We start from the raw sequence: 25,088 nt of genomic DNA, 5'->3' as shown, positions 1-25,088 counted from the left end.
TGAATGGATCACGATGCGCCCATGGTAATGAAAAGTGTGGACGAAGGCGATGCCGATCCCTTAATGGGCGGTCTCGGCACGCTCCTCGGGCAGCAGGCGATCAAGCCCGGCCATGGCGGTAAGGCGAGACAACGGAGAAGACAGGCGTATGTGGCTCACCACCAGATCCTGTCGACGCGCGCAGCGCAACCATTCCAGCATCACGCTCAATGCGGCACTGCTGGCCTGGTCAATGCCACTCAGGTCGAAACCGACATCACTGCCGGAAGGCTGCTGGACGAGCCACTCGCAGCCTTTTTCCGCCAGGTCGGCCGCCACATCGAAGCCGGCCTCGCCACTGGCGACCAGCACGTTCCCGTTCACTTCGAGCCGGCCTGCTCCCTGCAGCAGGCTGGTCATGCCCCGCGGCCCTGCTCGAGCTCCTCGGTGCCGACCTCGGGGGCCCAGCCATTGATGACCTGGTCGTAATCGCGATTGTTCTCGCGCATCGCCTGGTCGAACTGGTTGCGGAATGTCAGCCCGAGATTGATGCCATTGACGATGACATTGACCACTTTCCATTGGCCGTCATCGTTCTGACGCAGGCTATAGCTGACCGGATAGACCTCGCCGTTGGTGCCGACGACTTCCATGTCCACGCTGGCCTGGTCTTCATAGCGCGACCCGGCACCATCCAGCACGCGCAGGTCACGGTAGTCGAACGTGACCAACCCCTTGGCGTAGGTATCGATCAGGGTCTGACGGAACACCTCGGCAAACCTTGAGCGCTGCTCGGGGGTGGCGTTACGGAAGTAGCGCCCCATCACGCTGGCCCCAATGTAGCGGAAGTCCGCGATATCCTCGAGGCTCTCGTCGACCAGCCGCTTGAGCTCCTCGGGATGCTGGGCAAAGTAGTCCTTGCGGCCCTCGATCTGCCCCATCAACTGGTTGACGCTGTTGCGGATCAGCTGGTCGGGGGCCTGAGCCAGTGCCTGAGTGGCAAACAGTGCCAGGCAAAGGGCCAGCAACAGTGCCGAGTAGCGCTTCGCCACGGTAGTCCATTCGTTCATAGGTACTCCTGAAAAAGGTAGAGACGCTTCACTCTCTGACCATGTTGGAAACGAATTGTTGAATCAGTTCCTCCAGCACCAATGCCTGCTGGGTATCGCGAATCGTGTCGCCACCGGCCAGGGTCTCCGGGTCGCCCCCCACCGACAGGCCGATATACTGTTCACCGAGCAAGCCCGAGGTCAGAATGGCTGCCGTGGTGTCACGGGGCAACTGGCCCTCGAGGTCGGCATCCAGTTCCAAAGTGACGCGCGCCTCGAACCATTCCTGATCCAGTTCGACATTCGCCACCTGGCCGACTCTCACCCCGGCCAACGTGACTTTCGAGCGTGGTTTCAACCCGCCGATATTGGCAAAGTCGGCATACAGGGTGAAGGTCTCGCCGCCCACGCCATTGCCCAACCCGCTGACACGCAGCCCGAGAAACACCAGCCCCAGGATGCCAGCCAGCATGAACAGACCGACCCCAAACTCCATCATCTTGCTGCGCTTCATCCTAGCTCTCCAAACATCAGCGTCGTCAGCACGAAATCCAGACCAAGTACGGCCAGCGAGGAATACACCACCGTGCGAGTGGTTGCGCGTGAAATGCCTTCGGACGTGGGAATCAGATCGTAGCCCTGGAAGACGGCAATCCATGTCACGACCAGGGCGAACACCAGGCTCTTGATCAGGCCGTTGCCGACATCATCGAGGAAACCGACGCTACTCTGCATGCCGCTCCAGTAGGCGCCTTCGAAGACACCCAGCCATTCCACGCCAACCAGGTAACCTCCCCAGATGCCCACGACGCTGAACCCTACCGTCAGCAGAGGCAACGACACGAAACCCGCCCATAGCCTGGGCGCCACCACGCGGCGCAGCGGATCGACCCCGATCATCTCCATACTGGTCAACTGCTCGGTGGCCTTCATCAGGCCGATCTCGGCCGTGAGGGCCGAACCCGCCCGCCCTGCGAACAGCAGTGCCGCTACCACTGGCGACAACTCTCGCAACAGTGACAGGGCGACCATCTGCCCAAGCGCCTCCTCGGCCCCGAAGTCCACCAGAATGGTATAACCCTGCAGGCTCAATACCATGCCGATGAACACACCGGAAACGAGAATGATCGCCAGCGACATCACACCCACGAAGTGCATCTGACGCAACCAGAGATGCCAGCCCTCGCGGGAAGGAATGCTAATGCTGGATTGCAGCAGGAAGATGCCAGCCCGCCCCAGGGATTCGAGCAGGTCAAGCGTGCCCCGCCCCAATGCGGTGATACGATGCCCCAGATTCATGAACGCATCCCCTCGGCCAGGATATCGCTGAAGTAGTCCGGCGCAGGGTAATGGAAGGGCACCGGTCCATCCGGCTCGCCATGGATGAACTGACTGACGCGGGGATCACGGTCGACATCGAGAGACGCGGGTGTGCCGTGGGCCATGACCTGGCCGTCGGAAATCACATAGACATAGTCGGCAATCGATAGCGTCTCCTTGATATCGTGAGAGACCACGACCGCGGTCAAGCCTAACGCCTGATTGACCTTGCGGATCAATTGCACCAACACGCCCATCGAAATGGGGTCCTGACCGACGAACGGCTCGTCGTAAAGAATCAGTTCGGGGTCGAGCGCCACGGCTCGTGCCAGCGCGACCCGCCGCAACATGCCGCCCGACAGTTCGGAGGGCATCAGCCCCCGTGCACCGCGCAGGCCAACCGCCTCGAGCTTCATCAGTACCACGTCACGAATCATCGCCTCGGGCAGGTCGGTGTGCACACGCAGGGGAAAGGCCACGTTCTCGAACACATCGAGATCGGAAAACAGCGCACCACTCTGGAACAGCATGCCCATGCGCCGGCGCAACCGGAACAGGTCGCGACGAGACAGGCGATGCACATTCTGCCCAGCAATGCGCACGCAGCCCGAATCGGGAGTCAACTGTCCCCCCATCAGCTTGAGCAGCGTGGTCTTGCCGGTACCACTCGGCCCCATGATGGCCGTGATCTTGCCACGTGGCACCTGCAGGTCGACCCCCCGGAATATTTCCTTCTCGCCTCGGGAAAAGCGCACGCCTTCCAGTTCGACGAGCATCGCATCAGTCATGCACAGGATCCGTCACGAAAAATTATCGAACATCGTATCCTAACTCGACCGGCCATCGCCACAATGGCATGCGGTTGCGGCTTGCATGCGCCTCGCGCAATGCGTTTAATGGCGCCTCAACGAGGCCAGGCACACAGGCGTTCAGAGCCATGCGCCATAACGATCACCCGCGTTTCACTTGAGCCTCAAGATCAAAGGGACAACACTCTCGTCATGACAGCCAACGCCGACTTCGCTTTCCGTGCCAGTGCCCGACGCACCCTGGACCTGGAACAGCAGGCCGTCGCCGCACTCGCCGCCAAGCTCTCCGACGACTTCGACCGTGCCTGCCAGTTGATCCTGACGTGCCAGGGACGTGTCGTGGTCACCGGCATGGGCAAATCGGGGCATATCGCCCGCAAGATCGCCGCGACCCTGGCCAGCACGGGAACGCCGGCGTTTTTCGTACATCCCGGCGAAGCCAGTCACGGCGATCTCGGCATGATCACCCCCAAGGATGTCGTGCTGGCGCTATCCAACTCGGGCGAGACCAGTGAAGTCACGGCCCTCCTGCCCCTGCTCAAGCGCATGGGCACGCCGCTGGTCAGTATGACGGGACGTCCGGGATCGACCCTGGCAAGGCACGCCGAAGCGCACCTCGATGCCGGCGTGGAACGCGAAGCCTGTCCGCTCGATCTCGCTCCAACGTCATCGACGACGGCTGCACTGGCGTTGGGCGACGCCTTGGCCGTGGCCCTGCTCGAAGCACGCGGTTTCACTGCCGAGGAGTTTGCCCTGTCGCACCCCGGCGGCAGCCTGGGGCGCCGTCTGCTGCTCAAGGTCGAGGATCTCATGCATGGCGGTGACCGCCTGCCCAGCGTTCCCCTCGGCAGCCCGTTGCGCGATGCCCTGCTGGAAATCACCCGTCAGGGATTGGGATTCACCTGTGTGGTGGACGGAGCCAACCGGCTGGTGGGCGTCTATACCGACGGCGACCTGCGTCGCACCCTGGACCAGCACGGCGACTTGCGCCCTCTGCGAGTCGACGATGTGATGACCCGTGGTGGCAAGCGGGTACGCCCCGGCATGCTGGCTGCCGAAGCGGTCAAGATCATGGAGGACAACCGGATCACTGCCCTGGCCGTGGTCGATGACGATGACCGACCGATCGGTGCACTGCACATGCACGACCTGCTTTCCAGCGGCGTCATTTGAGGCACTGCCGGACTCGCCCGCCGACAAGCCGGGTGCCCCACCTCACAATCCACGCCGACAACAGGTACACTTTGCGCCTTCATGCAGTTTGTCAGTGGTGCAGGTGACTGCCACGCTCGTCAAGCCATCACGGATAGTCAACCAAGGAGAGTAAGCCATGGTACTCGACCCACGTCTCAACAGCCCCGGTCTGATCGAGCGGGCGCGTCATATTCGTCTGCTGGTGCTGGATGTTGACGGGGTCATGACCGACGGCCAGCTCTACTTCCAGGCCGACGGCCAGGAAACGAAGGCATTCAGCACCCAGGATGGACTGGGCATCAAGTTGCTGCAGCGCGCCGGCGTCAGGGTCGCCATCATCACCGGGCGAGAATCTCCCATGGTCAGCCAGCGAGCCGCCGCGCTGGGCATCGAGCATGTCTTTCAGGGCCGGGACGACAAGCTCGAGGTACTGAAAGGCTTGCTGCCACAATTGGGTATCGACTTTTCCGAGGTCGCCTATTGCGGGGATGACCTGCCCGACCTGCCCTCCCTGCGTCAGGCCGGGCTAGGCATCAGCGTTCCCAACGCCCCTGCCTACATACGGGAGTACGCTGCCTGGGTCACCGCACGTCGCGGCGGCGATGGCGCGGTTCGCGAAATTTGCGATGGCCTGCTGCAGATGCAGGGACACTGGGCCTCCGTGCTCGACACTTTCCTGTACGGGCAAGACTGACCATGGCATGGCGCCTGCGCAAACCACCCGCCAGAGTATGGCTGGTTCTCTTGCTGCTTGCCCTCGGCGGTGTGCTAGCCATCATCGAGCAACGTGACGTCACGTTGCCGGGGCCGGTACCGCATGACGAGGCTGGCGAGCCGGACTTCTATCTGGAAGGGTCGCGCATGACGCGTTTCGATGCTCAGGGACGCGCCTACCAGCGCCTGGAGACCCCGCGCCTCGTGCATACTCCGGAGGACGATGTGACACGCGCCGAAACCCCGCGCATCCGGATATTCGATGAGGAAGGCCGGATCTGGTTCGCACGTGGCAAGACGGGCACGCTCGGCGCGGGTGGCAACCCACTGACCCTGCGTGGCGATGCCCAGCTGGAGGCCCCCGAGGAAGGCTGGCGACTCGATACCGAGACGCTTGTCTACGACAATGCCACCAGCCATGCCTGGAGCGAGAGCGAAGCGCTGTTGCGCCAGCACGAACAACGGGTACGTGGTGAACGCTTCGATGCCTGGATCGACGAAGGCCGCATGCGACTGACCGATAACGTGCGAGGCATCCACCCCCCGATAGACGAGGAGCAAGGATCATGACGCCTTCATTCTTTACCAGAGCGGCTCTTGCCGGAATTGGCCTGGCCCTGCTGGGTGCCGTCAGCCCGGCAGCCCTCGCCCTCGAGAGCGATGCCAGCGCCCCGATCGAAATCGCCGCGGATCGTCTCGAGCTCGACAATCGCGCCGGCACTGCCGTCTACATAGGCGATGTCGAGATGCAGCAGGGGAGCATGAAGCTGACAGCCGACCGGGTCGAGATCGAACGCAATGCTCAAGGGGAAGTCTCGCTGGTCACTGCCATCGGCGAGACCGAACGCGCCTACCTCGAACAGAAACCTGCGCCTGACGACCCCATCGTTCGAGGCTGGGGTCGCACTGTCATCTACCATGCCGACCAGCGCCGCGTGGAACTCATCGACCAGGCCGAACTGCATCAGGGCGGCGATACCTTCCGTGGTGCCTACGTGGAGTACTTCCTGGATCGGCGTCAGGTACAGGCCCGCTCCGAGACCGGCGGCGGCGAGCGCGAACGGGTGCGCATGACGCTGACACCGCAACGCTCCCAGTGACGGACAGGAGTCGCGAACCGATGAAAACCTTGTCAGCCAGTCACCTGGCCAAGAGCTACAAGAACCGGCGCGTGGTCAAGGACATCAGCCTTTCCATCGGCCAGGGCAGCATCGTGGGCCTACTCGGCCCCAACGGCGCCGGCAAGACGACTTCCTTCTACATGATTGTCGGACTGGTGCGCGCCGATGCCGGCAGTGTGCATATCGACGACCAGGACCTCACGCACTCGGCCATGCACCTACGCGCGCGTGCCGGAATCGGTTACCTGCCGCAGGAAGCGTCGATCTTTCGCAAGCTATCGGTAGCCGATAACATCCTGGCGATTCTCGAGACACGCAAGGATCTCGACAAGGCACAGCGCCACGCGCAACTCGATCGCCTGCTCGAGGAATTCCACGTCACGCATATTCGCGACAACCTCGGCATGAGCCTCTCGGGGGGTGAGCGGCGACGTGTCGAGATCGCCCGCTCACTGGCCACCGATCCGGCATTCATTCTGCTCGATGAACCGTTCGCCGGCGTCGACCCCATTTCGGTGGGCGAGATCAAGGGCATCATTCGCCAACTGCGCGCCCGGGGCATCGGCATACTGATCACCGACCACAACGTTCGCGAGACATTGGATATCTGCGACAACGCCTATATCGTCGGTGACGGCCAAATCATAGCCGAAGGCAATACCGAGGCCATCCTGGCCAGCCAGAAGGTGCGCCAGGTCTACCTGGGCGATGAGTTCCGCCTCTAAGCCATCATTTTCGCGCTCCCCCGCTTGCGCCCGGCAAGCCGGCCAAGCCCGTGCCCGGAGGTGGAGCCTGGTCACGTGGCACGGATATTGCTTTTACCCTTGCAAGCTGACGCTGCCAGGGATACCGTGTCGGGCACTCCCCTTTCATTGAATCCGTTCCGACTATGGCAATGAAACCCACGTTGCAGCTTCGCGTCGGCACCCAGCTGACCATGACGCCTCAGTTGCAGCAAGCGATCCAGCTGCTGCAACTGTCGACGCTCGACTTGCGCCAGGAGATCCAGCAGGCCCTGGAATCCAACCCCATGCTGGAGCTCGAGGAAGCCTTCGGCGAAACGGCGGTCAGCGAGCCGGCAGAGGATGACTGGGCCAGCGAAATCCCCGATGAACTGGCCGTTGACAGTGACTGGTCGGATACCTATCAGGATGTCGCCAGTAGCGGCGGTGGCAGCGATGAAGGCCCCGATTTCGAGCGCAATGCTGCGGGCATCAGCCTACAAGGACACCTGCTGTGGCAGTTGAACATGACCGACCTGCCCGAACGCAGCCGGCTCATCGCCGAAAGCCTGATCGATGCCGTCACGCCTTCCGGCTATCTCGATGTCGATCTCGACACCCTGACCGAAGGGCTGCGTGACCAGGGGCTGGAAAGCCTGAAGACCAGCGATGTCGAACAGGTACTCATCCAGCTTCAGCAGTTCGACCCCACCGGGGTCTGCGCACGCAACCTGCGGGAATGCCTGATGCTTCAGCTCGGCGCGTTGCCCGACGATACACCGCTACTGCCCCAGGCCAAGCGACTGGTCCGCCAGTTCCTTGAGGCCTTGGCCGCCAATGACCGCAAGTTACTCAAGCGACGCCTGCGTCTCGACGACGAGCAACTGGATACGGTCATTGGCCTGATCCGGGCACTCGACCCGCGCCCTGGCCAGGCTTTCGATGACAGCAGCAGCGACTATGTCATCCCCGACCTGCTGGCCCGCCACACCCGTGACGGCTGGCGCATCGAACTGAACCCGGAAGCCATGCCTCGCCTGCGTATCCAGCCGGACTATGCCGCGTTGATCCGTCGCGCCGACAAGAGCGATGACAATACCTTCATGAAGCAGCATCTGCAGGAGGCACGCTGGCTGATCAAGAGTCTATCCAGCCGCAACGACACCCTGCTCAAGGTCGGGCGGGAAATCATGGCACGCCAGTTCGACTTTCTCGAGCGCGGCGAGGAAGCCATGAAACCACTGATCCTGGCTGACATCGCCCAGGTGGTGGATATGCACGAGTCGACCATCTCACGGGTCACCACGCAGAAGTTCATCCACACACCGCGCGGCGTATTCGAGTTGAAGTATTTCTTCTCGAGCCAGGTTGGTGGCGGCGAAGGTGATGCGCACTCCAGCACGGCAATCCGTGCCAAGCTGAAAAAGCTCATCGGCGAGGAACCGCCACGCAAGCCACTCTCCGACAGCAAGCTGGTCGACTTGCTCGCGGCCGACGGCATCAAGGTCGCACGCCGTACTGTGGCAAAATACCGCGAAGCCCTCGGCATCCCCTCCTCCAGCGAACGCAAGCGTTTGGCCTGACCGCGCCCTCCCAGCCGCACACGGGGGCGTGCGCGCCTTCTCGGCTTAGTGATTTCATCCGTGTCGCGTGTTTTACCGGGGGTTTGCTACGCTTCAAAAAGGGTTACAATCGAGATGCCATCCGCTGGAACAGGAGCGTCACATGCAAGTCAACATCACAGGTCATCACGTCGAACTGACCGATGCATTGCGTGACTACGTGAACGAAAAGCTTGCCCGCTTGGAGCGTCACTATGACAACATCACCAACGTCCAGGTAACGCTCTCCATCGAAAAGGAGCGCCAGGCGGCTGCCTGCACGCTGCATGCCGCCGGTGCCGACTTGCACGCCGTGGCCCAGGATGGCGACATGTATGCCGCCATCGACGCGCTGGCCGACAAGCTCGACCGCCAACTCGTGAAACACAAGGAAAAAGCTCAAGCGCGCGCCCAAGGCGCCGCTGCTCGCTGACTTTCCCATGAATCTGGAATCTATCCTGCCCCCCGAGCGCATCCTCTATGCGGTGCCCGGGGGAAGCAAGAAACGGGTGCTGGAATTCTTCAGCACCTTTATCGCCCAGAACACGCCTAGTCTGGACAGCCAGGAAGTCTTCAGCCGTCTGATCGGACGCGAAAGGCTGGGCAGCACCGGCATCGGCAATGGTGTCGCCATTCCTCATGCCAGGGATCCGCACTGCAAGGCGCCCGTCGCCGGCTTTCTCAAGCTGCAGGAGCCCATCGACTTCGATGCCGTCGATGGCGAACCCGTGGACCTGGTGTTCGTGCTACTCGTCCCCGAAGCCGCGGATGAGACACACCTGGCCTTGCTGGCTCAGGTCGCAAGCGTCATGAACGATGCCGACACCCGGGCGCAGTTACGCCGCAGCGAGAGTCAGCGTCAGCTTTACGACATACTCACCCAGGCCATCCAGCGCCTCGGGCCTGACACTCAGGACGATCAAGCCCACTGAGTTCGGCGCTTGCCTCGTTACAGCCATTCTCTCGCGACCTTACCAGGAGTAAACCGCGCACATGCAGCTCGTCATCATCAGTGGTCGTTCGGGCTCGGGGAAATCGATCGCCCTCCAGGCGCTCGAGGATCTGGGGTTCTACGCCATCGACAATCTGCCGGCCATGCTGCTCGATGCCCTGATCGACGAACTGCAACAGGACGAGGCCAAGCGCACCAGCATCGCGGTAAGTATCGACGCTCGCAATCTGCCGGCGGCTCTCAAGCGTTTTCCGTCCCTGCTCGAGGTCATACGCGCCCGAGGCATTCAGTGTCAGGTGGTGTATCTCACGGCAGACGTCAAGGTCCTGCTCGAGCGCTACTCGGCCACCCGACGACGCCACCCATTGACCCGCGACAGCGAAATGACGTTGGCGGAGGCCATCGAGTCCGAGGAGACCGCGCTGTCCCGTATCCACGACATCGCCGACCTGGTCATCGACACCTCCCAGTTGTCGGTTCACGACCTGCGCGGACGCATCGCCGAACAGGTCGCACACTATACCAACGGCCAACTTATGCTGACGTTCGAGTCCTTCGGCTTCAAGCGCGGTGTGCCGCTGGATGCCGATACGGTCTTCGACGCACGCTGCCTGCCCAACCCCTACTGGGATCCTCGACTGCGCAAGTTCAACGGCCGCGACCCCGAGATCATTGAATTCCTCGAGGATTACCCCGATGTGACGGCACTCGCCAATGACATCCGCGACTGGCTCGAACGCTGGCTTCCCGCCTACCTGGCCAGTAACCGCAGTTACCTGACAATAGCGATCGGCTGTACTGGCGGGCAGCATCGCTCGGTCTACCTTGCCGAGCGCCTGGCACGTCATTTCTCGTCAACCTACCGGGTTCGTCTGCGCCATCGCGAACTGGGCATCCACACCGCCGTGGAGGACGACGTCGATGCCCCAGCGTGAGCTGACCCTCATCAACAAGCGGGGGCTGCATGCCCGCGCTGCCACCAAGCTGGTGCAGTGCTGCCAGCCTTTCGATGCCAAGGTCATCGTCAATCATCAGGGACGCGAGGCCGATGCCGCCAATATCATGGCACTCTTGATGCTGGCCGCGCCCTGCGGCAGCGTACTGAGCCTGCAGGCCGAGGGCCCCGAAGCCGATGCCGCACTGAATGCCCTTGAAGCCCTGTTCGAGGCGCGTTTCCAGGAAGACATCTAAGTTTTACGAACGGCACGCTACTACTGGCTTAGCGTTTAGCGAACGCTGTTCGTTTTTCCTCGTCAAGCGTTTCGACCATGGTAGAATACGCGTCATCTGCGGGTCGACAGAGGACGCCGAGGGCATGAGCAAGAATCCGGAAAAGCTGCAGCCCAAACTGGCCAGGCTCAACGAGGCATTGGAAAGCGGAGCGCTGGAGCCTGCCCGGCGCATGCTCAACCGCGGTCTCGCTCCAGTCGATGTCGCCCATCTGCTCGAGTCTTCGCCGCCCAAGGAGAGAAATGTCCTCTGGGAGTTGATCGATCCCGAACTGCAGGGCGATGTACTGCAGTATCTCGGTGAAGATGTCCAGACCGAATTTCTCTACCGCATGGATGCCCAGCAGGTCGTCTCGGCCACCGAGGGGCTGGATGTCGACGATCTGGCCGACCTGCTGCAACGATTGCCGAATACCGTCATTCAGGAAGTCCTCGCCTCGATGGAGGCCCAGGAGCGCCAGCGCCTGGAAACGGTCCTCTCCTACCCCGAGGACACGGCGGGCGGCCTGATGAACACGGATGCGCTGACGATTCGTCCGGATATCACACTGGACGTCGTGTTGCGCTATCTCCGTCGCCACGAACGCCTGCCCGAGGCCACCGACACGCTGCTGGTCGTGACGCGCAGCGATAAACTGATCGGCGGCCTGCCAATCAATCGCCTGCTGGTTTCCGACCCGTCAATGCTGGTACGCGAAGTGATGGATACCGACATGGTGACCATTACCGCGATGCTGCACGAGACAGACGTGGCGAGCCTGTTCGAGAAGTTCGACCTGATTTCGGCACCAGTCGTCGGTACGGACGGTCACTTGTTGGGCCGCATTACCATCGATGATGTCGTCGACGTGATCCGTGAGGGAGCGGAGCATCGCATGATGAGCCTCGCCGGTCTCGACGAGGAAGAGGATACTTTCGCCCCGGCCTGGCGGACGAGCCGGCGGCGTGCCGTGTGGCTGGGCATCAATCTGATCACGGCCTTCATGGCGGCTGCCGTGATCGGCATGTTCGAAGGCACCATTCAGCAGGTCACCGCCCTGGCGGTACTGATGCCGATCGTTGCCAGCATGGGCGGTATTGCCGGCTCCCAGGCACTGACGGTACTGATCCGCGGGATTGCCCTGGGCCATGTCTCGGGCTCAAACCTGCGCTGGCTGCTCAACCGCGAACTGATCGTGGGGGCGCTGAACGGGGTGTTATGGGCTGCCGTGGTGGCCGGCATTGCCGTACTGTGGTTCAAGGACATCGCCTTGGGTGGGATCATCGCGGCGGCGATCGTCATCAACCTGTTGATCGCGTCACTGTGCGGCACGCTCCTGCCGGTTGCCCTCAAGAAGCTCAAGATCGATCCAGCGCTCTCCGGCAGCGTCATACTGACCACCGTCACCGACGTGATTGGCTTCATGGCCTTTTTGGGACTGGCAACACTGCTCTATCTCTAGATAGCGCATGCGCCTGCATGGCTAACCCGCTAAAGCCACCATGAGCCTCGATACAACGCAGGTGCTCATGGTGGCCCGCTCTTGGTCCGATCAGCCACCGGCCACGGTCATGCCATCGATCAACCAGCTGCCGGTATGTACGCTGCCGCGCGTGTCGACATCATCTCCCAGTCCCGCGAGGTTGGCGAACATGTCGTTGAGGTTACCGGCAATCGTGAACTCCTCGACCGGATACTGGATCTCGCCGTTCTCGACCCAGAAACCCGCGGCACCCCGGGAGTAATCACCGGTCACGCCATTGACGCCCTGCCCCATCAGTTCAGTCACCAGTACGCCGCGATCCATGCGGGCAAGCAGGTGTTGCTGCGATTCGAGCGGCGCCTCGATGCGCACGTTGCGTGCGCCTCCGGCATTCCCCGTACTCGTCATGCCCAGGCGACGCGCACTGTAGGCGGATAGCATGTAGCTGGCGATACGCCCACTATCGATATATACGTTATCGCGAGTATAAACCCCGTCATTATCGAAGGGCGCACTGGCCATGGCACCGACTTCGCGGGGTCTCTCCATCAACGTGAACCAGTCGGGAAACAGCGGCTTACCAAGGCTGTCGCACAGGAAGGAAGCCTCGCGATAGAGCGCGCCGCCGGCGATGGCATTGAGAAAATGCCCGACCAGACCTGCAGCCAGTTCGGGCGCGAACATCACCGGCAGCCGTCCGGTCGCGGGACGCCGAGCGCCTAGGCGACGCAGGGTACGCTCGGCCGCACTCTTACCGATCGACTCGGGCGAGGCGAGCAGCGCGGGGTCGCGCACGCTACTGTAGTCATAGTCGCGCTGCATGCCCTGCTCGTCGCCCGCGATCAACATGCACGACAGCGAATGCCGGCTTCCCTTCAGTCCGGCCAGGAAGCCATGGCTGTTGCCATAGACACGGACGCCTTCGCCGGAACTCAATCCTGCCCCGTCGGAGTTGGTGATACCAGGCACGGCGCGTCCGGCGGCCTCGCAGGCCAGTGCCAGCTCGATGGCTTCGTCGGTACTCAGGTGCCAGGGGTGATGCACCTTCAGATCCGGAAACTCGGTGGCCATCAGCTCGGCATCGGCCAGTCCCGAAGCCGGATCCTCGCCCGTGTAACGGGCAATCGCCATGGCCTTTTCCACTGCAGCGCGGATCGAGTCCTCGCCGGCATCCGATGACGAGGCACTGCCCTTGCGCTTACCGACATATACCGTCACGGCAAACCCCTGGTCGCGTGACAGCTCGACCGTTTCCACTTCGCCCAGGCGCACGTTGACACCCGTTCCCTGATCGACGCTGGCTCCGACTTCACAGGCGTCGGCGCCCAGCTTACGTGCCTGCTCCAGTGCGGCAGCGACACGCGACTCCAGCAATGCCTGTTGAGCAGCGGCATCGAAAGCCTGAGTCATGTTGGTCTCCTTGTTGCGAGGCTGGCTGTTATACTGCGCCAACCTCCCAATGCTGATGGTAATGGCATGTCATTCGATGTACCCGACGACCAAGAAGGTCGCCCGAGCAAGACCCAACGCAAGCAGGAAATGCAAGCCCTGCAAGCGCTGGGTGAAAAGATCATTGCGTTGCCCGACGCTCAGCGCGCACGCCTGCCTCTTTCCGAGGACATGCTCGCCGCCGTCGAGGAAACCTCACGCATCCGCTCCCATGAGGGGCGTCGTCGCCACATGCAGTACGTTGGCAAGGTCATGCGCCGCGAGGACATCGAGGGCATACGCGCCGTCTTCGACGAATTCGAGCAGGAGAAGCTGCGTCGCGATCACGCCTTCCACCGCCTCGAGAAATGGCGCGACTGCCTGATCGATGACGACGAGGCCCTCGAACCCTTCATTGCCGACTATCCCGACGTCGACCGCCAGGCCCTGCGCCAGCTGATTCGCAACGCCCGCAGCGAGCGCCAGCGCGGCAAGCCACCGACCAATGCCCGCAAGCTGTTCAAGCTGATCCGCGACACGGCAAGTATATAAGTCGATCGTCCCGTGACGACCCCGGCGCCGGGCAGACGCACGAGCAGGAACGGACTGCCAACTGTGAAAGACGCTTGGGAACGTCATCGAGCGAGGCCCAGGCAAAGCGAAAATCGACGAGGCAGCGGAGTTTATAAGCGCGTAAATGAGCATGCCGAGTCGATTTTCAAAACAGTATGGGCAAGCATCGGCACCTTCGTTCAAGACTGAGTGCCGCCGACCGTAATCTCGTCCAACTTCAACGTCGGCTGACCGACTCCCACCGGCACGCCCTGGCCCTCCTTGCCGCATACGCCGATACCGGTATCCAGCGCCATATCGTGCCCGATCATCGACACCCGGCCCATGGCCTCCGGCCCATTGCCAATCAATGTGGCGCCCTTGACCGGTGTGGTAATGCGGCCGTCCTCGATCAGGTAGGCTTCACTGGCCGAGAACACGAACTTGCCGGAGGTGATATCGACCTGACCACCGCCGAAGCTGACCGCATAGATGCCGCGTTTCACGCTCTTGATGATGTCCTCGGGATCGTCCTGTCCGGCGAGCATGTAGGTATTGGTCATGCGCGGCATCGGCAGGTGGGCATAGGACTCGCGACGGGCGTTGCCGGTCGGCGCCATGCCCATCAGCCGTGCGTTCAACTTGTCCTGCATGTAGCCGACGAGAATGCCGTCCTCGATCAGCGGCGTGTATGCGCCCGGGGTACCCTCGTCATCAACGGTCATCGAGCCGCGACGATCGTCCAGCGTGGCATCGTCGACCACGGTGACACCGGGCGCGGCCACCCGCTGCCCCATGCGGCCGGCAAACGCCGAACTGCCCTTGCGGTTGAAATCGCCCTCGAGGCCATGGCCGACCGCCTCGTGAAGCAGGATGCCTGGCCAGCCGGAGCCCAGCACGACCGGCATCTGACCGGCAGGCGCATCGACCGCCTCCAAGTTGACCAGCGCCTGACGTACCGCCTCCTTGGCATAACGCTCGGCGGCATTCTCGTCACGCAGACGCGACATGGCATAGCGGCCACCGCCTCCGGCACTGCCCCGCTCTCTGCGCCCGTTCTTGGCCGCGATCACGCTGACGTTGAGGCGCACCAGTGGTCGGATATCCGCCGCCAGCGTACCGTCGCTGGCGCGGACCATCACGACCTCGTGTTCGCCGGTCAGCGAGGCACTGACCTGGCTGACCGAGGGGTCGGCGGCACGTGCCACGCGATCGGCCAGCTTGAGCATGGCAATCTTGTCCTCGGCGGTCAGGCCCGACAGCGGGTCGATACCCGTATAGCGCAGCGGAGCCGAACTCACCGTGACCGGCTTGCGATCCAGACACGATCCGCTGCGCGCAATGCCCGATGCCGTCTTGCCGGTTTCGGCAAGCGCCTCGGCCGTGATCTGGTTGGAATAGGCAAAGCCGGTCTTCTCACCGGATAGCGCTCTTACACCGACACCCCCATCGATGTTGTAGCTGGCATCCTTGACCTCACCGTCCTCGAGTACCCAGCTTTCATGCCAGCTGCGCTGGAAATAGAGATCCGCATAATCGATACCCGGGCCCAGCGCATGGCTCAACCCAGGTTCGAGCGCCTCGGCATCCAGGCCTCCCGGTGCCAGCAGCGTGGCGATGGCCTCGTCCAGCGGAGATTGGGTCAATTGCGTCATTCGGCATTTTCCAGTGTGATCTGCGGCGAGGTCCAAGGACCCTGCACGCGATAGTGAATTCGTGTGACCTTGTCGATCCAGCCACCAAATACCTTGTCGGCCAGGAACAGCGCGCCACCGACATAAGGGGCACCGACGAGAACAGCGGCCAACGGCAGGTTCTGGCTGACCGGTACGGTAATGCCTAGCAACAGGTCGAGCCGCCGTGCAGCGAGATCGACGCTGCCTTCCAGAGTAAATTGGGTGGATGGGCCATCGATTTCAACGGGCCCCCGTGTTTCCAGACGACCATCATACAGTGTCGCATTTCCGGTCACGCTGTCGAATGCGGTGCCCTGGCCAGTCACGTCGGAAAAATCCAAGCGTAGCCGACGCAGCAGGTTATCCACGTTGAGCAAGCCGATCAGCCGTGCGGATGGCGACTCCAAGGTCAAAAAACGGCCATCCTCGAGCTGCGCCTCGATACTCCCGCGCGAACGCTCCAGGGCGAACTGCCACGGTGCACCGGGCCATGCCAGTTGAGTCTGGACCTGGGTCGAGGCACTGCGCAAGGGTACCGGCTGCCCCAATGCCTCGATCATCGTACCGAGATCCCCCCCTGTCAGGGCAATCCGCGAACGGGTCAGGCTGGCGCCAGTCCCAGAGCTTTCCCATATCACTTCGCCTTCGGCGACCACCTGGCCCAAGGTCAACGACAGCGGCTTGAGGCTCAACCGCTGGGGTGTCGCATCCCAACTGGCCGTGAGCGGCCCCAGTCGACGCCCCTCATGAATGAGCGTATCGATACGTACCTGTCCAGCCGGCAGGCGGGCCAGCGCCGGCGGCAACGCGACGGGCTCGGGGGGCGTTGCGATCTGATCGAGCAATCCGGTGGCTTCCGGCGCGGGCGCTTCGGGCAACAGCGCATCCAGGGATAGGCTCGACAGTGCGATGTCCAGCGGCCGGGAGCGTTGTGGATGATATTGTGCCGATCCTTGCGCCAGGCTGCCGGCCAGATCGATACGCCACCCATCACCTACGGGAGCCAGCGAGGCATTCAGCGTTCCCAGGCAGCGCTGCTCCCAGCGCAGGCAACCGGTGTCGATCACCATCCGGCGCAAGGCCGAAGTGGCTGGTGGCGAGGTTTCTGTCGTCTCGGGTAACGACACGCTTGCCAAGGCGTCCTTCCATCGTGTCAGCGGCAGCCCCGACGAGCGCCATACGACCTCCCAGCCAGGCCCCCTCGGCCAATCCGGCGAGGCTGGCCAGCGCTCCAGCCAGACCTGTCCCTGCGCGGCCTGCCCGACACGGGTGCGCCATCGCGCCCTGAGCCGGTCGGCCACGTCCACGCGCACGAGCTCGCCCGGGATCGCTTCGACATGCAATGGCACCCGTTCGTCGAGTTGCTTGCCGAACGGCGCCGGCAACAGGATGGCCAGCCCTTCAAGATCGCTGTCGAGCGTCAGGCGAGGCTGCTCGCCCTGCAGATCCAATTTTGCGCTGTAGGGGAAATAGCCGGCCAGCAGATTATCCAGCGCCGGCACACCCGCCCAGGCCAGCAGGCCACGTGCCAGCGCCCGCCCCTCAATGGCCACGCCCTCTCCCCCTACGTCGAAGCGCGCCAGCATCGGCCCATCGAAGGCCCGGGCACCAAGCTCACCGGTCAGCGTATCCTCGTTGCCCGCGTGACGATAATGCAGGCGACCGTTGATGCTGCCCAAGGTCAGTCCGGACTGCGGCAACGTCAGGCTCGGCGCATCGATGGCCGCCGTTACATCGATCTCGAGCGCCTCGCTGTTCTCGATCTCCTCACCTTCGACCATCGGCACCGAGAGAGCCAGTTGCCCTTCGACCTGGCCTTCGCTGCGCCATGTAGAAAACGCGTCCATGCCTTCGATCGGGCTGGCTGCCAGGAAATCGAGCAGCGCCTGACTCGACCCGCTCACCGGCCCCTCGACGCGCAACAGTTCGTCCTGCAATGCTACCTTGGCCCCCTCGCTGACCAGTCCACTCACTTCGGCATGAGCGACATCGGCATGCAGGGTCTCGTCATTGACCGTCAGTGTTCCGCTAACGTTTTCCAGGGCCGGCCACTGGGGGTCAAAGGGCAAACGTCCGTCTTCTACCTGTAATGTCAGGCGCAGCTTGCCTTCGAAATCCTCGTTCTCGGCGTCATCGGTCTTCGTCCCGCCTGAGCCGTCGAGCGGTTGCTGGACGTAGAGGCTGCCCTGCGGGACGCGACCGGCAATGCCTTGGCCCAGCCACTCGCGCAGCTCGGGATCGAGCACCTTGGCAGGCAACCAGGCCATGAGCGGTGCGTCGATGGCATCGATATTGGCCATGTCCAGGCGAAGTTCGAATTCGCCGGGTGTCTTTCCGGAAGTCACCAGCCCGAAGCCGCCGCTGATATTCGCCCCACGCCACATGGCCTTGAGGTTGTCTCCGACGACTTGCCATCTGCCGTCATCGTGTGCCCAGCTCACCTTACCGGCAATGCCATCGACCAACAGCGGCTCATCGAAGGTCTCGGGAAAGACCAGCGCCGTGCCGGATGCCCCGGTGAACGTGAGCTGCCCGCTCAACCCCGTCATTTCCACCCAGGCATCGAGCGGGCCGCCTCCCGGCGCCCCCTGCCAGGAGGAGACCGAAGCATCCCTGAGAAGGGCTTGCGACCGCCATTGTCCTTGTCGCCAACCCACCGAGAATCCCGCCACCCGGCCAGCCGGCTCCAGGCCGTCGATGGCCTTGGTCAACGCCGGCGAATCTGTCAATCGTCGCCCCCATGCTGCCAATTCGGCGATCTCGAAGGGCGTGGTCTGCAGTGACCACGCCTCATCGTTGCCTTTGGCGTAAAAATGCCTCGGCACCGGCCCGATATCCGTCGGTTCGGCATTGGCCGCCATCGTCGTGCCCCAGGCCTGCCAATTGTCGTCTTCACCACGCAGCCATTGGGCCTGCGCACCAAGGCCTTGCAGCGACGATGTCTCGTCACGACCATCAATACCGAGCTCGGCAATGTCCAGTTCGGCACGTACATCCTGGAGACGCCCGTCACGCCAGAACCCCCATAGCCTGGCCGCCCCCTGCATGGCTGCAAAATCGAGCGGGGTGGGCCTGGCAACCAGGCGTCCCAGGCGCGACAAGGCATCCAGGTCGGCATTGACTTGCAGTAATGCCTGGTAACCCTCTGGCCCTGGCTCTTCCGGTGGCATTTCCAGCACGACTTCCAAGGCCTGTGTGGTAGTGCCATCGTCCAGCAAGACCTGCCCTTCCAGATGGGCCCTCTGGCTACTGCCTGCCATCACGATGCGTGGCGAGGACAACGTCACGGTGTCATCGAGGCCGTGCAATACCACCTTGAGGTTCGCTGCTTGCAGCTGCTGACGCAGCAGCAGTCCGGTGATGCGGTCGATATCGGCAATCGCAAAGCCAGTGTCGGGAACGATCTCGGTCGGCAATTCGGCTGGTGCGGGCCAGCCCCAGCGGCCCTGGCTATCCTGGTAGAGGTGGAGCGTCGCGTCGTCGATGCGTGCATTGGCCAGCACGGGGTAACCGGTACGCAGCGAGTCGATGACATCGAGACGCAAACCCGCCCGCTCGATATCGAGCAGCGGATAGGGATCGACGCCGGCATGCGAGATCAGCTGCAGGTCATTGAGTGTCAGCGACGGGTCGAGCCCGTGCATGGCGGTATTCAACCGGCCCAGTTGCATGCTCGCGCCGAATTGACTGGTCAGCCACGCGCTCAGCTCGTCACGCAGGCCATCGGTCTGGTGCATGGCTACCCGAACACCACCCAGCAGCAATGCGACAGTCGCCAGACCAATGGCCAGCAGGGTCAGCACCCAACGCAGCAGGATACGCGACGTGGCCATGTGAATTACTGCCTCCGATCCATGGCGAGCGGGTTCACATCAGGACGATGTCGTATTGCTCCTGGGAGTAATGCGACTCGACCTGGAAGCGAATCGTCTTGCCGATGAATATCTCCAGATCGGCCACGGCGGCGGACTCCTCGTCGAGAAGACGGTCGACCACCGCCTGCGAGGCCAGCACCATGTAGGTTTCAGGACTGTAGGCCCGCTCCTCGCGAAGGATCTCACGGAAGATTTCGTAGCAGATCGTCTCGGGCGTCTTCAGGGTGCCGCGCCCCTGGCAGGTCGGACATGGCTCGCACAGGGTCTGTTCGAGGCTTTCCCGGGTCCGCTTGCGTGTCAGTTGGACCAGGCCGAGCTCCGTCACGCCGGTCAGCTTGTTCTTGGCATGGTCGCGCTCGAGGGCCTTCTCCAGTACGCGCAGGACCTGGCGCTGATGCTCCGGGTCTTCCATGTCGATGAAGTCGATGATGATGATCCCGCCGAGATTGCGCAGACGAAGCTGCCGGGCGATCGCCGTCGCCGCCTCGAGGTTGGTCTTGAAAATGGTTTCCTCGAGGTTGCGATGGCCGACGTAGCCCCCGGTATTCACGTCGATGGTGGTCATCGCCTCGGTCTGGTCGATCACCAGATAGCCGCCCGACTTGAGTTGCACCTTGCGTCCCAGCGCCTTGTGTATCTCGTCCTCGACACTGAACAGGTCGAAGATTGGACGCTCGCCGGGGTAGTACTCGATCCGCTCGGACACCCCGGGCATGAATTCCTGGGCAAACTCCACCAGCTTGTGGTAGTTCTCGCGGGAATCGATGCGTACCTTCTCGATATCATCGCGCATGACATCGCGCAGGGTGCGTATGAACAGTGGCAGGTCGTCGTAGATACGGCTGGGGGCCGGTGCATTTAGCTTGCGCTCCCCCACCTTGCGCCACAGCCTGACCAAGAACTGCATGTCGGTGAGCAGTTCCTCCCTGCCCACGCCCTCGGCCGCCGTGCGGATGATGAAGCCACCGGCCACTTCCTGGTCGATCTCGGCCAGGCATTCCTCGACCAACAGGCGGAGCCGCTCACGCTCGCCGTCGTCCTCGATGCGCTGCGAGACCCCGGTATGGCCCGAATCGGGCATGTAGACCAGATAGCGCGAGGGCACCGATAGGTGCGTGGTCAGCCTTGCCCCCTTGGAGCCAATCGGATCCTTGGTGACCTGAACCACCAGCGGCTGGCCCTCATGCAGCAGTTGGCTGATGGAAACCTGCTCATCGGAGGGCGTGTTGGGCGGCATCACTTCATGAGCATGGATGAACGCCGCACGCTCGAGACCGATGTCGATGAACGCGGCCTGCATGCCCGGCAAGACGCGCGCCACCTTGCCCTTGTAGATGTTGCCGACAATGCCCCGGCGCCGGCTGCGTTCGATGAAGGCTTCCTGCAGGACCCCATTCTCGACGACGGCTACGCGGGTTTCCATTGGCGTGAGATTGATCAGTACTTCGCCGCTCATGCAGGTTCCTTATCGCTTCGCTGGGGTGAGCCGCCAGGGCATATCTGGATTATGACACAGGCAGGGTCGCGATCACGACGCGCCCTGACGCCACAACGGCACGCCCTGGCGCACCAGCAGTTCGGCCGTCTCGAACAGCGGCAGACCGACCACGGACGAATGACTGCCCTCGACTCTCTCGATGAAGATCGCGGCTCGCCCCTGGATAGCATAGCCACCTGCCTTGTCGGCGGGTTCGCCGCTGGCCCAGTAGGCCGCCATTTCCTGCTCGTCGATTGAGCGCATGAATACACGGGTAGTGACGCAGGTCGCCAGCATGCCTTGAGGCCCCTGAATCGCAACGGCCGTCATGACCTCATGGCTACGCCCGGACAGCAGGGTCAGCATCTCGCGAGCATGCTCGCGCCCGGCCGGCTTGCCGAGGATGCGGCTGTCCACGACCACTGCGGTATCCGACCCGAGCGTCGGCAGTTGGGTTCCCTGGCTTCCTGCCGCCGCCTTGGCACGTGCCAGGCGCAGGACATAAGCCTCGGGCGGCTCGTTCTCAAGCGGTGTTTCATCGATGTCGACCGGCACGACTTCGATATCGTGGGCGACATCGAAGCCGATCGAAGCCAGCAACTCACGACGACGCGGCGATGCCGACGCCAGGCGTAGCAGTGGAGAGGACACGACACGCTCCTTGTTAGTCGCTGCACCCTGCCTGGGACTGATGGTCAAGCAGGGCTAGATGACGTTCAGCCGGCGTCGTGCGGCCTGTAGTAGCGTGAAGAACCAGGGCCACAGGACGGCGCCGATCAGCGCCGACAGCAGAAACGCCAGATTGATGGAAAACGGACCGAAGATGGTGCGCAGCCACTGTTCGACGAGTTGCACGATGCCCAACAGGATGAAGACCATCACGGCTTGCTGTACCAGGGCATAGGCGCGCATGCGCTGGTACAGCAGCAGGGACAGGTAGGCCAGCAACGAGAACACCAGGGCATTCTGGCCTAGCGGAGAGCCCTCGATCAGGTCCAGCAGCAGTCCCAGGGCAAAGCCGTAGAACACCCCGACCCGCTGAGGCGAGACCACACACCAGTAGACCAGAATCATCCCCAGCCAGTCAGGACGCCAGACCAACCAGGCATCGGGCAGCGGCATGACCTGCAGACACAGGGCCAGCAGCAGGCTCGACCAGATCATCAACAGGCCGCGAAAGGTGTGTACCGCCATCACTCGTCCTCCTCGCCACGGGCCGCATTGATCGCGTCGCCGAGCCGGATGGCAGCATCCAGCGACTGCTCGGACACTTCGACCGGGGGCGGCGGGAACAACAGCAGGAAATGACGGGAGCGCTCGGGCTGCGACACCGGCTCGGCCCTCACCTGGGCAAAGGGCTCGCCGGGATCGTGAACGACCTCGACAACGCGAGCGACCGGATAGCCTTCGGGAAAACGTCCCGCCAGGCCGGAAGTGACCAGCAGGTCGCCTTGGCGGATGTCGGCAGTATCCGGCACATGCAGCACATCCAGGGAATCGTAGCGCCCCGAGCCCTGGACGATGAAGCGCAGGCCGTTGCGATTGATCTTCACCGGCACGGCATGACTGGCATCGGCCAGCATCAGCACCCGGCTGGTATAGGCAGACACCGAGGTCACCTGCCCGATCAGGCCGGAAGCGTCCATGACCGGCTGGCCGGTATATACGCCGTCGGTGCGTCCCCGATCGATGACCATCTGGTAGGTGAAAGGGTCGGAGTCCAGCGACAGCAACTCGGCGGTCATGTAGGGCATATCGTTACGCCGCGCCGCATCGAGCAGCTCCCGCAGCCGCACGTTTTCCGCCGTCAGGCTGGCCATGCGCTGCACACGATGCGACAGCATCAGCAGTTGTTCCCGCAGATGCTGGTTCTCTTCAATGAGTTTGCGCTGGTCGGAAAGGACCAATGCTCCCCAGGTGAGGCCCTCGCTGGGTAGGCTGACGACCCACTGCACCGGCGCTACCAGCGTCGAGAGATGAGCACGGAAATCCGCCATGCGCGGCATGCGCTGCTCGGCGAACATCAGCGCAAATGCGACGATGGCGCACAACAGCATGCGATAGCCAGGCACGGGCCCATGCGAAAACAGCGGTTTGATAGGCCTTCCCCCTGCAGGCCGACAGACGCGACACAGGCGGGTTGGCCTGCATCGCGGCTACGGTCGAATCAGTCGCTGGAAAGCAGTTCGAAGGTGTGCTGGTCGATCATCTCGAGGGCCTTGCCTCCACCGCGTGCGACGCAAGTGAGCGGGTCCTCGGCAACGATGACCGGCAGGCCGGTTTCCTCGGCGATCAGCTTGTCGAGATCACGCAGCAGGGCACCGCCACCGGTCAGCACCAGGCCACGCTCGGCGATGTCCGAGGCCAGTTCGGGGGGAGACTGTTCCAGAGCACTCTTGACCGCGGCAACGATCGAGGCAAGCGGATCCTGCAGGGCATCGAGTATTTCGTGGGAGTTGAGGGTAAAGCTGCGCGGGATGCCCTCGGCCAGGTTGCGCCCGCGCACGTCGATCTCGCGCAGTTCGCCACCAGGATAGGCACAACCGATCTCTTCCTTGATGCGTTCGGCGGTGGCTTCGCCGATCAGGCTGCCGTAGTGGCGGCGCACATAAGCGATGATGGCCTCGTCGAAGCGATCGCCGCCGACGCGAATGGACTCGGAATAGACCACGCCGTTGAGCGAAATGATGGCGATCTCGGACGTGCCGCCACCGACATCGACGACCATCGATCCTTGCGCCTCCTCGACCGGCAGGCCAGCCCCGATGGCAGCGGCCATCGGCTCTTCGATCAGGAACACTTCGCGTGCACCGGCCCCTTCGGCGGACTCCTTGATGGCGCGCCGCTCGACCTGGGTCGACATGCAGGGAACGCACACCAGCACGCGCGGGCTCGGGGTCAGGAAGGTGCTCTGGTGAACCTTGCGAATGAAGTGCTGCAACATCTGCTCGGTGACGGTGAAGTCGGCGATCACGCCATCCTTCATCGGCCGGATCGCGGTGATGTTGCCCGGTGTGCGGCCCAGCATGCGCTTGGCATCGAGCCCCACCGCTGCAACGGAGCGCATGTTGCCCGACTGTCGGATGGCCACTACCGAGGGCTCGTCCAGGACGATACCGCGACCGCGTACGTAGATCAGTGTGTTGGCAGTACCCAGGTCGATCGACAGATCGCTGGAGAACAGCCCCCTCAAACGTTTAAACATGGAAGTCTTTCACCTAGTCCAGACCGGAACCCTGTGCGGAGGCAAACGGTATCATCGCGGGAAAGACGCGGCAAGCAAGATGCCCGTCAGCGACAAGTTATGATACCTTTTGCACCTATTTATTTCGGGCGATGCCACACTGGCCGCCCTGCCTCCTCCGGAGTCGCTGAACGATATGAACGAGCGAGGCGACGCTGAAGACGTGCGACGCAGAGAAGAGCCCCTCATCATACGCAATCCGATGAGCCTTCAAACCATCTGCAACACGACAAAACGCGTTTTTTTCCGCGTATCGCCGATCGAGTCATCGGCATCCGCCTCGTCCGCGCTCGTATGGATGCGTTAGGCGACTCCGACTGTTGACGCACATTATAGGAAGTTGACGCTATGGCGCTTGAACCCGAAGACGTGCGGCGTGCCGCCCATCTTGCTCGCCTGGGCCTGAACGACGATGAGGCCGAACGTTACGTGGACGACCTGAGTCGCATTCTGGACATGGTGGACCGCCTGCAGGCCGTCGATACCCAGGGCATCGCGCCGCTGGCTCACCCGCTGGATGCCACCCAGCGCCTGCGCGCCGACGAAGTCACCGAACCCAACCAGCGTGAACATTTCCAGCATTGCGCGCCGGCTGTCGAGAACGGTCTCTATCTGGTTCCCCGGGTTGTCGAATAAACGCTCGAGCGACGCATCGCTGGCCACGTATTTCAGGAGCATCATCG

At 62.6% G+C, this 25,088-nt stretch carries 26 protein-coding genes; 13 read left to right on the top strand and 13 right to left on the bottom strand.

Features of this window, described 5'->3' with window-relative positions; translation table 11 throughout:
• Positions 1–60: 60 nt before the first annotated feature.
• From BM194_RS10385 to BM194_RS10365, 5 genes are read right to left on the bottom strand one after another with little or no spacing between them, the layout of a single operon-like run.
• Positions 61–399, bottom strand: a complete 339-nt coding sequence (locus BM194_RS10385) for an STAS domain-containing protein (RefSeq protein WP_092846427.1) — start codon at positions 397–399, stop codon at positions 61–63.
• Complete coding sequence (locus BM194_RS10380) at positions 396–1,049, bottom strand: MlaC/ttg2D family ABC transporter substrate-binding protein (protein ID WP_092846425.1); 654 nt, start codon at positions 1,047–1,049, stop codon at positions 396–398. Before BM194_RS10380 ends, BM194_RS10385 begins: the two co-directional genes overlap by 4 nt.
• A gap of 28 nt (positions 1,050–1,077) precedes the next feature.
• Positions 1,078–1,542, bottom strand: coding sequence for an outer membrane lipid asymmetry maintenance protein MlaD (gene mlaD / locus BM194_RS10375; protein WP_092846423.1), 465 nt, complete (start codon positions 1,540–1,542; stop codon positions 1,078–1,080).
• The gene (gene mlaE, locus BM194_RS10370) at positions 1,539–2,327 is read right to left on the bottom strand and encodes a lipid asymmetry maintenance ABC transporter permease subunit MlaE (RefSeq protein ID WP_092846421.1); all 789 of its coding nucleotides are present in this window, start codon (positions 2,325–2,327) and stop codon (positions 1,539–1,541) included. The genes mlaD and mlaE overlap by 4 nt, the downstream gene beginning before the upstream one ends.
• Entirely contained in the window at positions 2,324–3,136 is an 813-nt protein-coding gene (locus BM194_RS10365) for an ATP-binding cassette domain-containing protein (protein WP_092846419.1), read from the bottom strand. The genes mlaE and BM194_RS10365 overlap by 4 nt, the downstream gene beginning before the upstream one ends.
• 213 nt (positions 3,137–3,349) lie before the next feature.
• On the opposite strand from BM194_RS10365, the gene BM194_RS10360 reads away from it, so the two are divergent.
• From BM194_RS10360 to mgtE, 11 genes are all read left to right on the top strand, one after another.
• Positions 3,350–4,330 (top strand): KpsF/GutQ family sugar-phosphate isomerase, encoded by a 981-nt coding sequence (locus BM194_RS10360; protein WP_092846417.1) that lies wholly within the window; start codon positions 3,350–3,352, stop codon positions 4,328–4,330.
• Positions 4,331–4,487: 157 nt separating this feature from the next.
• Positions 4,488–5,045, top strand: coding sequence for a KdsC family phosphatase (locus tag BM194_RS10355; protein WP_092846415.1), 558 nt, complete (start codon positions 4,488–4,490; stop codon positions 5,043–5,045).
• A gap of 2 nt (positions 5,046–5,047) precedes the next feature.
• Positions 5,048–5,635: an LPS export ABC transporter periplasmic protein LptC gene (gene lptC, locus BM194_RS10350; protein WP_092846413.1), complete on the top strand. Its 588-nt coding sequence runs from the start codon at positions 5,048–5,050 to the stop codon at positions 5,633–5,635.
• Positions 5,632–6,165, top strand: coding sequence for a lipopolysaccharide transport periplasmic protein LptA (gene lptA, locus BM194_RS10345; protein ID WP_092846411.1), 534 nt, complete (start codon positions 5,632–5,634; stop codon positions 6,163–6,165). The genes lptC and lptA overlap by 4 nt, the downstream gene beginning before the upstream one ends.
• Before the next feature lie 20 nt (positions 6,166–6,185).
• The gene (gene lptB, locus BM194_RS10340; protein WP_092846409.1) at positions 6,186–6,911 is read left to right on the top strand and encodes an LPS export ABC transporter ATP-binding protein; all 726 of its coding nucleotides are present in this window, start codon (positions 6,186–6,188) and stop codon (positions 6,909–6,911) included.
• Positions 6,912–7,075: 164 nt separating this feature from the next.
• Positions 7,076–8,491 (top strand): RNA polymerase factor sigma-54, encoded by a 1,416-nt coding sequence (locus tag BM194_RS10335; protein ID WP_092846407.1) that lies wholly within the window; start codon positions 7,076–7,078, stop codon positions 8,489–8,491.
• A gap of 142 nt (positions 8,492–8,633) precedes the next feature.
• The gene (gene hpf, locus BM194_RS10330; protein ID WP_092846405.1) at positions 8,634–8,942 is read left to right on the top strand and encodes a ribosome hibernation-promoting factor, HPF/YfiA family; all 309 of its coding nucleotides are present in this window, start codon (positions 8,634–8,636) and stop codon (positions 8,940–8,942) included.
• Positions 8,943–8,949: 7 nt separating this feature from the next.
• On the top strand, positions 8,950–9,441 hold the full coding sequence (gene ptsN / locus BM194_RS10325) for a PTS IIA-like nitrogen regulatory protein PtsN (RefSeq protein ID WP_092846403.1): 492 nt from the start codon (positions 8,950–8,952) through the stop codon (positions 9,439–9,441).
• Positions 9,442–9,502: 61 nt separating this feature from the next.
• Positions 9,503–10,396, top strand: coding sequence for an RNase adapter RapZ (gene rapZ / locus BM194_RS10320; protein WP_092846401.1), 894 nt, complete (start codon positions 9,503–9,505; stop codon positions 10,394–10,396).
• Positions 10,383–10,652 (top strand): HPr family phosphocarrier protein, encoded by a 270-nt coding sequence (locus BM194_RS10315; protein WP_092846399.1) that lies wholly within the window; start codon positions 10,383–10,385, stop codon positions 10,650–10,652. The genes rapZ and BM194_RS10315 overlap by 14 nt, the downstream gene beginning before the upstream one ends.
• 124 nt (positions 10,653–10,776) lie before the next feature.
• Positions 10,777–12,132: a magnesium transporter gene (mgtE, locus tag BM194_RS10310; RefSeq protein ID WP_092846397.1), complete on the top strand. Its 1,356-nt coding sequence runs from the start codon at positions 10,777–10,779 to the stop codon at positions 12,130–12,132.
• 90 nt (positions 12,133–12,222) lie between these two features.
• Here mgtE and pmbA read toward each other — a convergent pair whose 3' ends face one another.
• The gene (gene pmbA, locus BM194_RS10305) at positions 12,223–13,563 is read right to left on the bottom strand and encodes a metalloprotease PmbA (RefSeq protein ID WP_092846395.1); all 1,341 of its coding nucleotides are present in this window, start codon (positions 13,561–13,563) and stop codon (positions 12,223–12,225) included.
• A gap of 66 nt (positions 13,564–13,629) precedes the next feature.
• Here pmbA and yjgA point away from each other — a divergent pair, with 66 nt between their 5' ends.
• On the top strand, positions 13,630–14,133 hold the full coding sequence (yjgA, locus tag BM194_RS10300; RefSeq protein ID WP_092846393.1) for a ribosome biogenesis factor YjgA: 504 nt from the start codon (positions 13,630–13,632) through the stop codon (positions 14,131–14,133).
• 200 nt (positions 14,134–14,333) lie between these two features.
• Here yjgA and tldD read toward each other — a convergent pair whose 3' ends face one another.
• The 7 genes from tldD to BM194_RS10265 form a co-directional block, all read right to left on the bottom strand.
• Positions 14,334–15,788 carry a metalloprotease TldD gene (gene tldD / locus BM194_RS10295; RefSeq protein ID WP_092846391.1) on the bottom strand — a complete coding sequence of 485 codons (1,455 nt, stop codon included), beginning with the start codon at positions 15,786–15,788 and terminating at the stop codon, positions 14,334–14,336.
• Entirely contained in the window at positions 15,785–19,642 is a 3,858-nt protein-coding gene (locus BM194_RS10290) for a YhdP family protein (RefSeq protein WP_092846389.1), read from the bottom strand. The genes tldD and BM194_RS10290 overlap by 4 nt, the downstream gene beginning before the upstream one ends.
• Before the next feature lie 34 nt (positions 19,643–19,676).
• The gene (rng, locus tag BM194_RS10285; RefSeq protein WP_092846387.1) at positions 19,677–21,140 is read right to left on the bottom strand and encodes a ribonuclease G; all 1,464 of its coding nucleotides are present in this window, start codon (positions 21,138–21,140) and stop codon (positions 19,677–19,679) included.
• 72 nt (positions 21,141–21,212) lie between these two features.
• Positions 21,213–21,812 carry a Maf family protein gene (locus BM194_RS10280; RefSeq protein WP_092846385.1) on the bottom strand — a complete coding sequence of 200 codons (600 nt, stop codon included), beginning with the start codon at positions 21,810–21,812 and terminating at the stop codon, positions 21,213–21,215.
• A gap of 54 nt (positions 21,813–21,866) precedes the next feature.
• Complete coding sequence (gene mreD / locus BM194_RS10275) at positions 21,867–22,355, bottom strand: rod shape-determining protein MreD (protein ID WP_092846383.1); 489 nt, start codon at positions 22,353–22,355, stop codon at positions 21,867–21,869.
• Positions 22,355–23,260, bottom strand: a complete 906-nt coding sequence (gene mreC, locus BM194_RS10270; RefSeq protein WP_279586971.1) for a rod shape-determining protein MreC — start codon at positions 23,258–23,260, stop codon at positions 22,355–22,357. The genes mreD and mreC overlap by 1 nt, the downstream gene beginning before the upstream one ends.
• A gap of 68 nt (positions 23,261–23,328) precedes the next feature.
• Positions 23,329–24,366 carry a rod shape-determining protein gene (locus BM194_RS10265; RefSeq protein WP_092846379.1) on the bottom strand — a complete coding sequence of 346 codons (1,038 nt, stop codon included), beginning with the start codon at positions 24,364–24,366 and terminating at the stop codon, positions 23,329–23,331.
• A 387-nt stretch (positions 24,367–24,753) separates the two neighbouring features.
• On the opposite strand from BM194_RS10265, the gene gatC reads away from it, so the two are divergent.
• Entirely contained in the window at positions 24,754–25,041 is a 288-nt protein-coding gene (gene gatC, locus BM194_RS10260) for an Asp-tRNA(Asn)/Glu-tRNA(Gln) amidotransferase subunit GatC (protein WP_092846377.1), read from the top strand.
• Positions 25,042–25,088 lie beyond the last annotated feature (47 nt).

It is taken from the genome of Modicisalibacter xianhensis (genome assembly GCF_900113605.1).
Classification (GTDB): Bacteria; Pseudomonadota; Gammaproteobacteria; order Pseudomonadales; family Halomonadaceae; genus Modicisalibacter; species Modicisalibacter xianhensis.
This window is presented reverse-complemented; position numbering and strand designations above follow the sequence as displayed.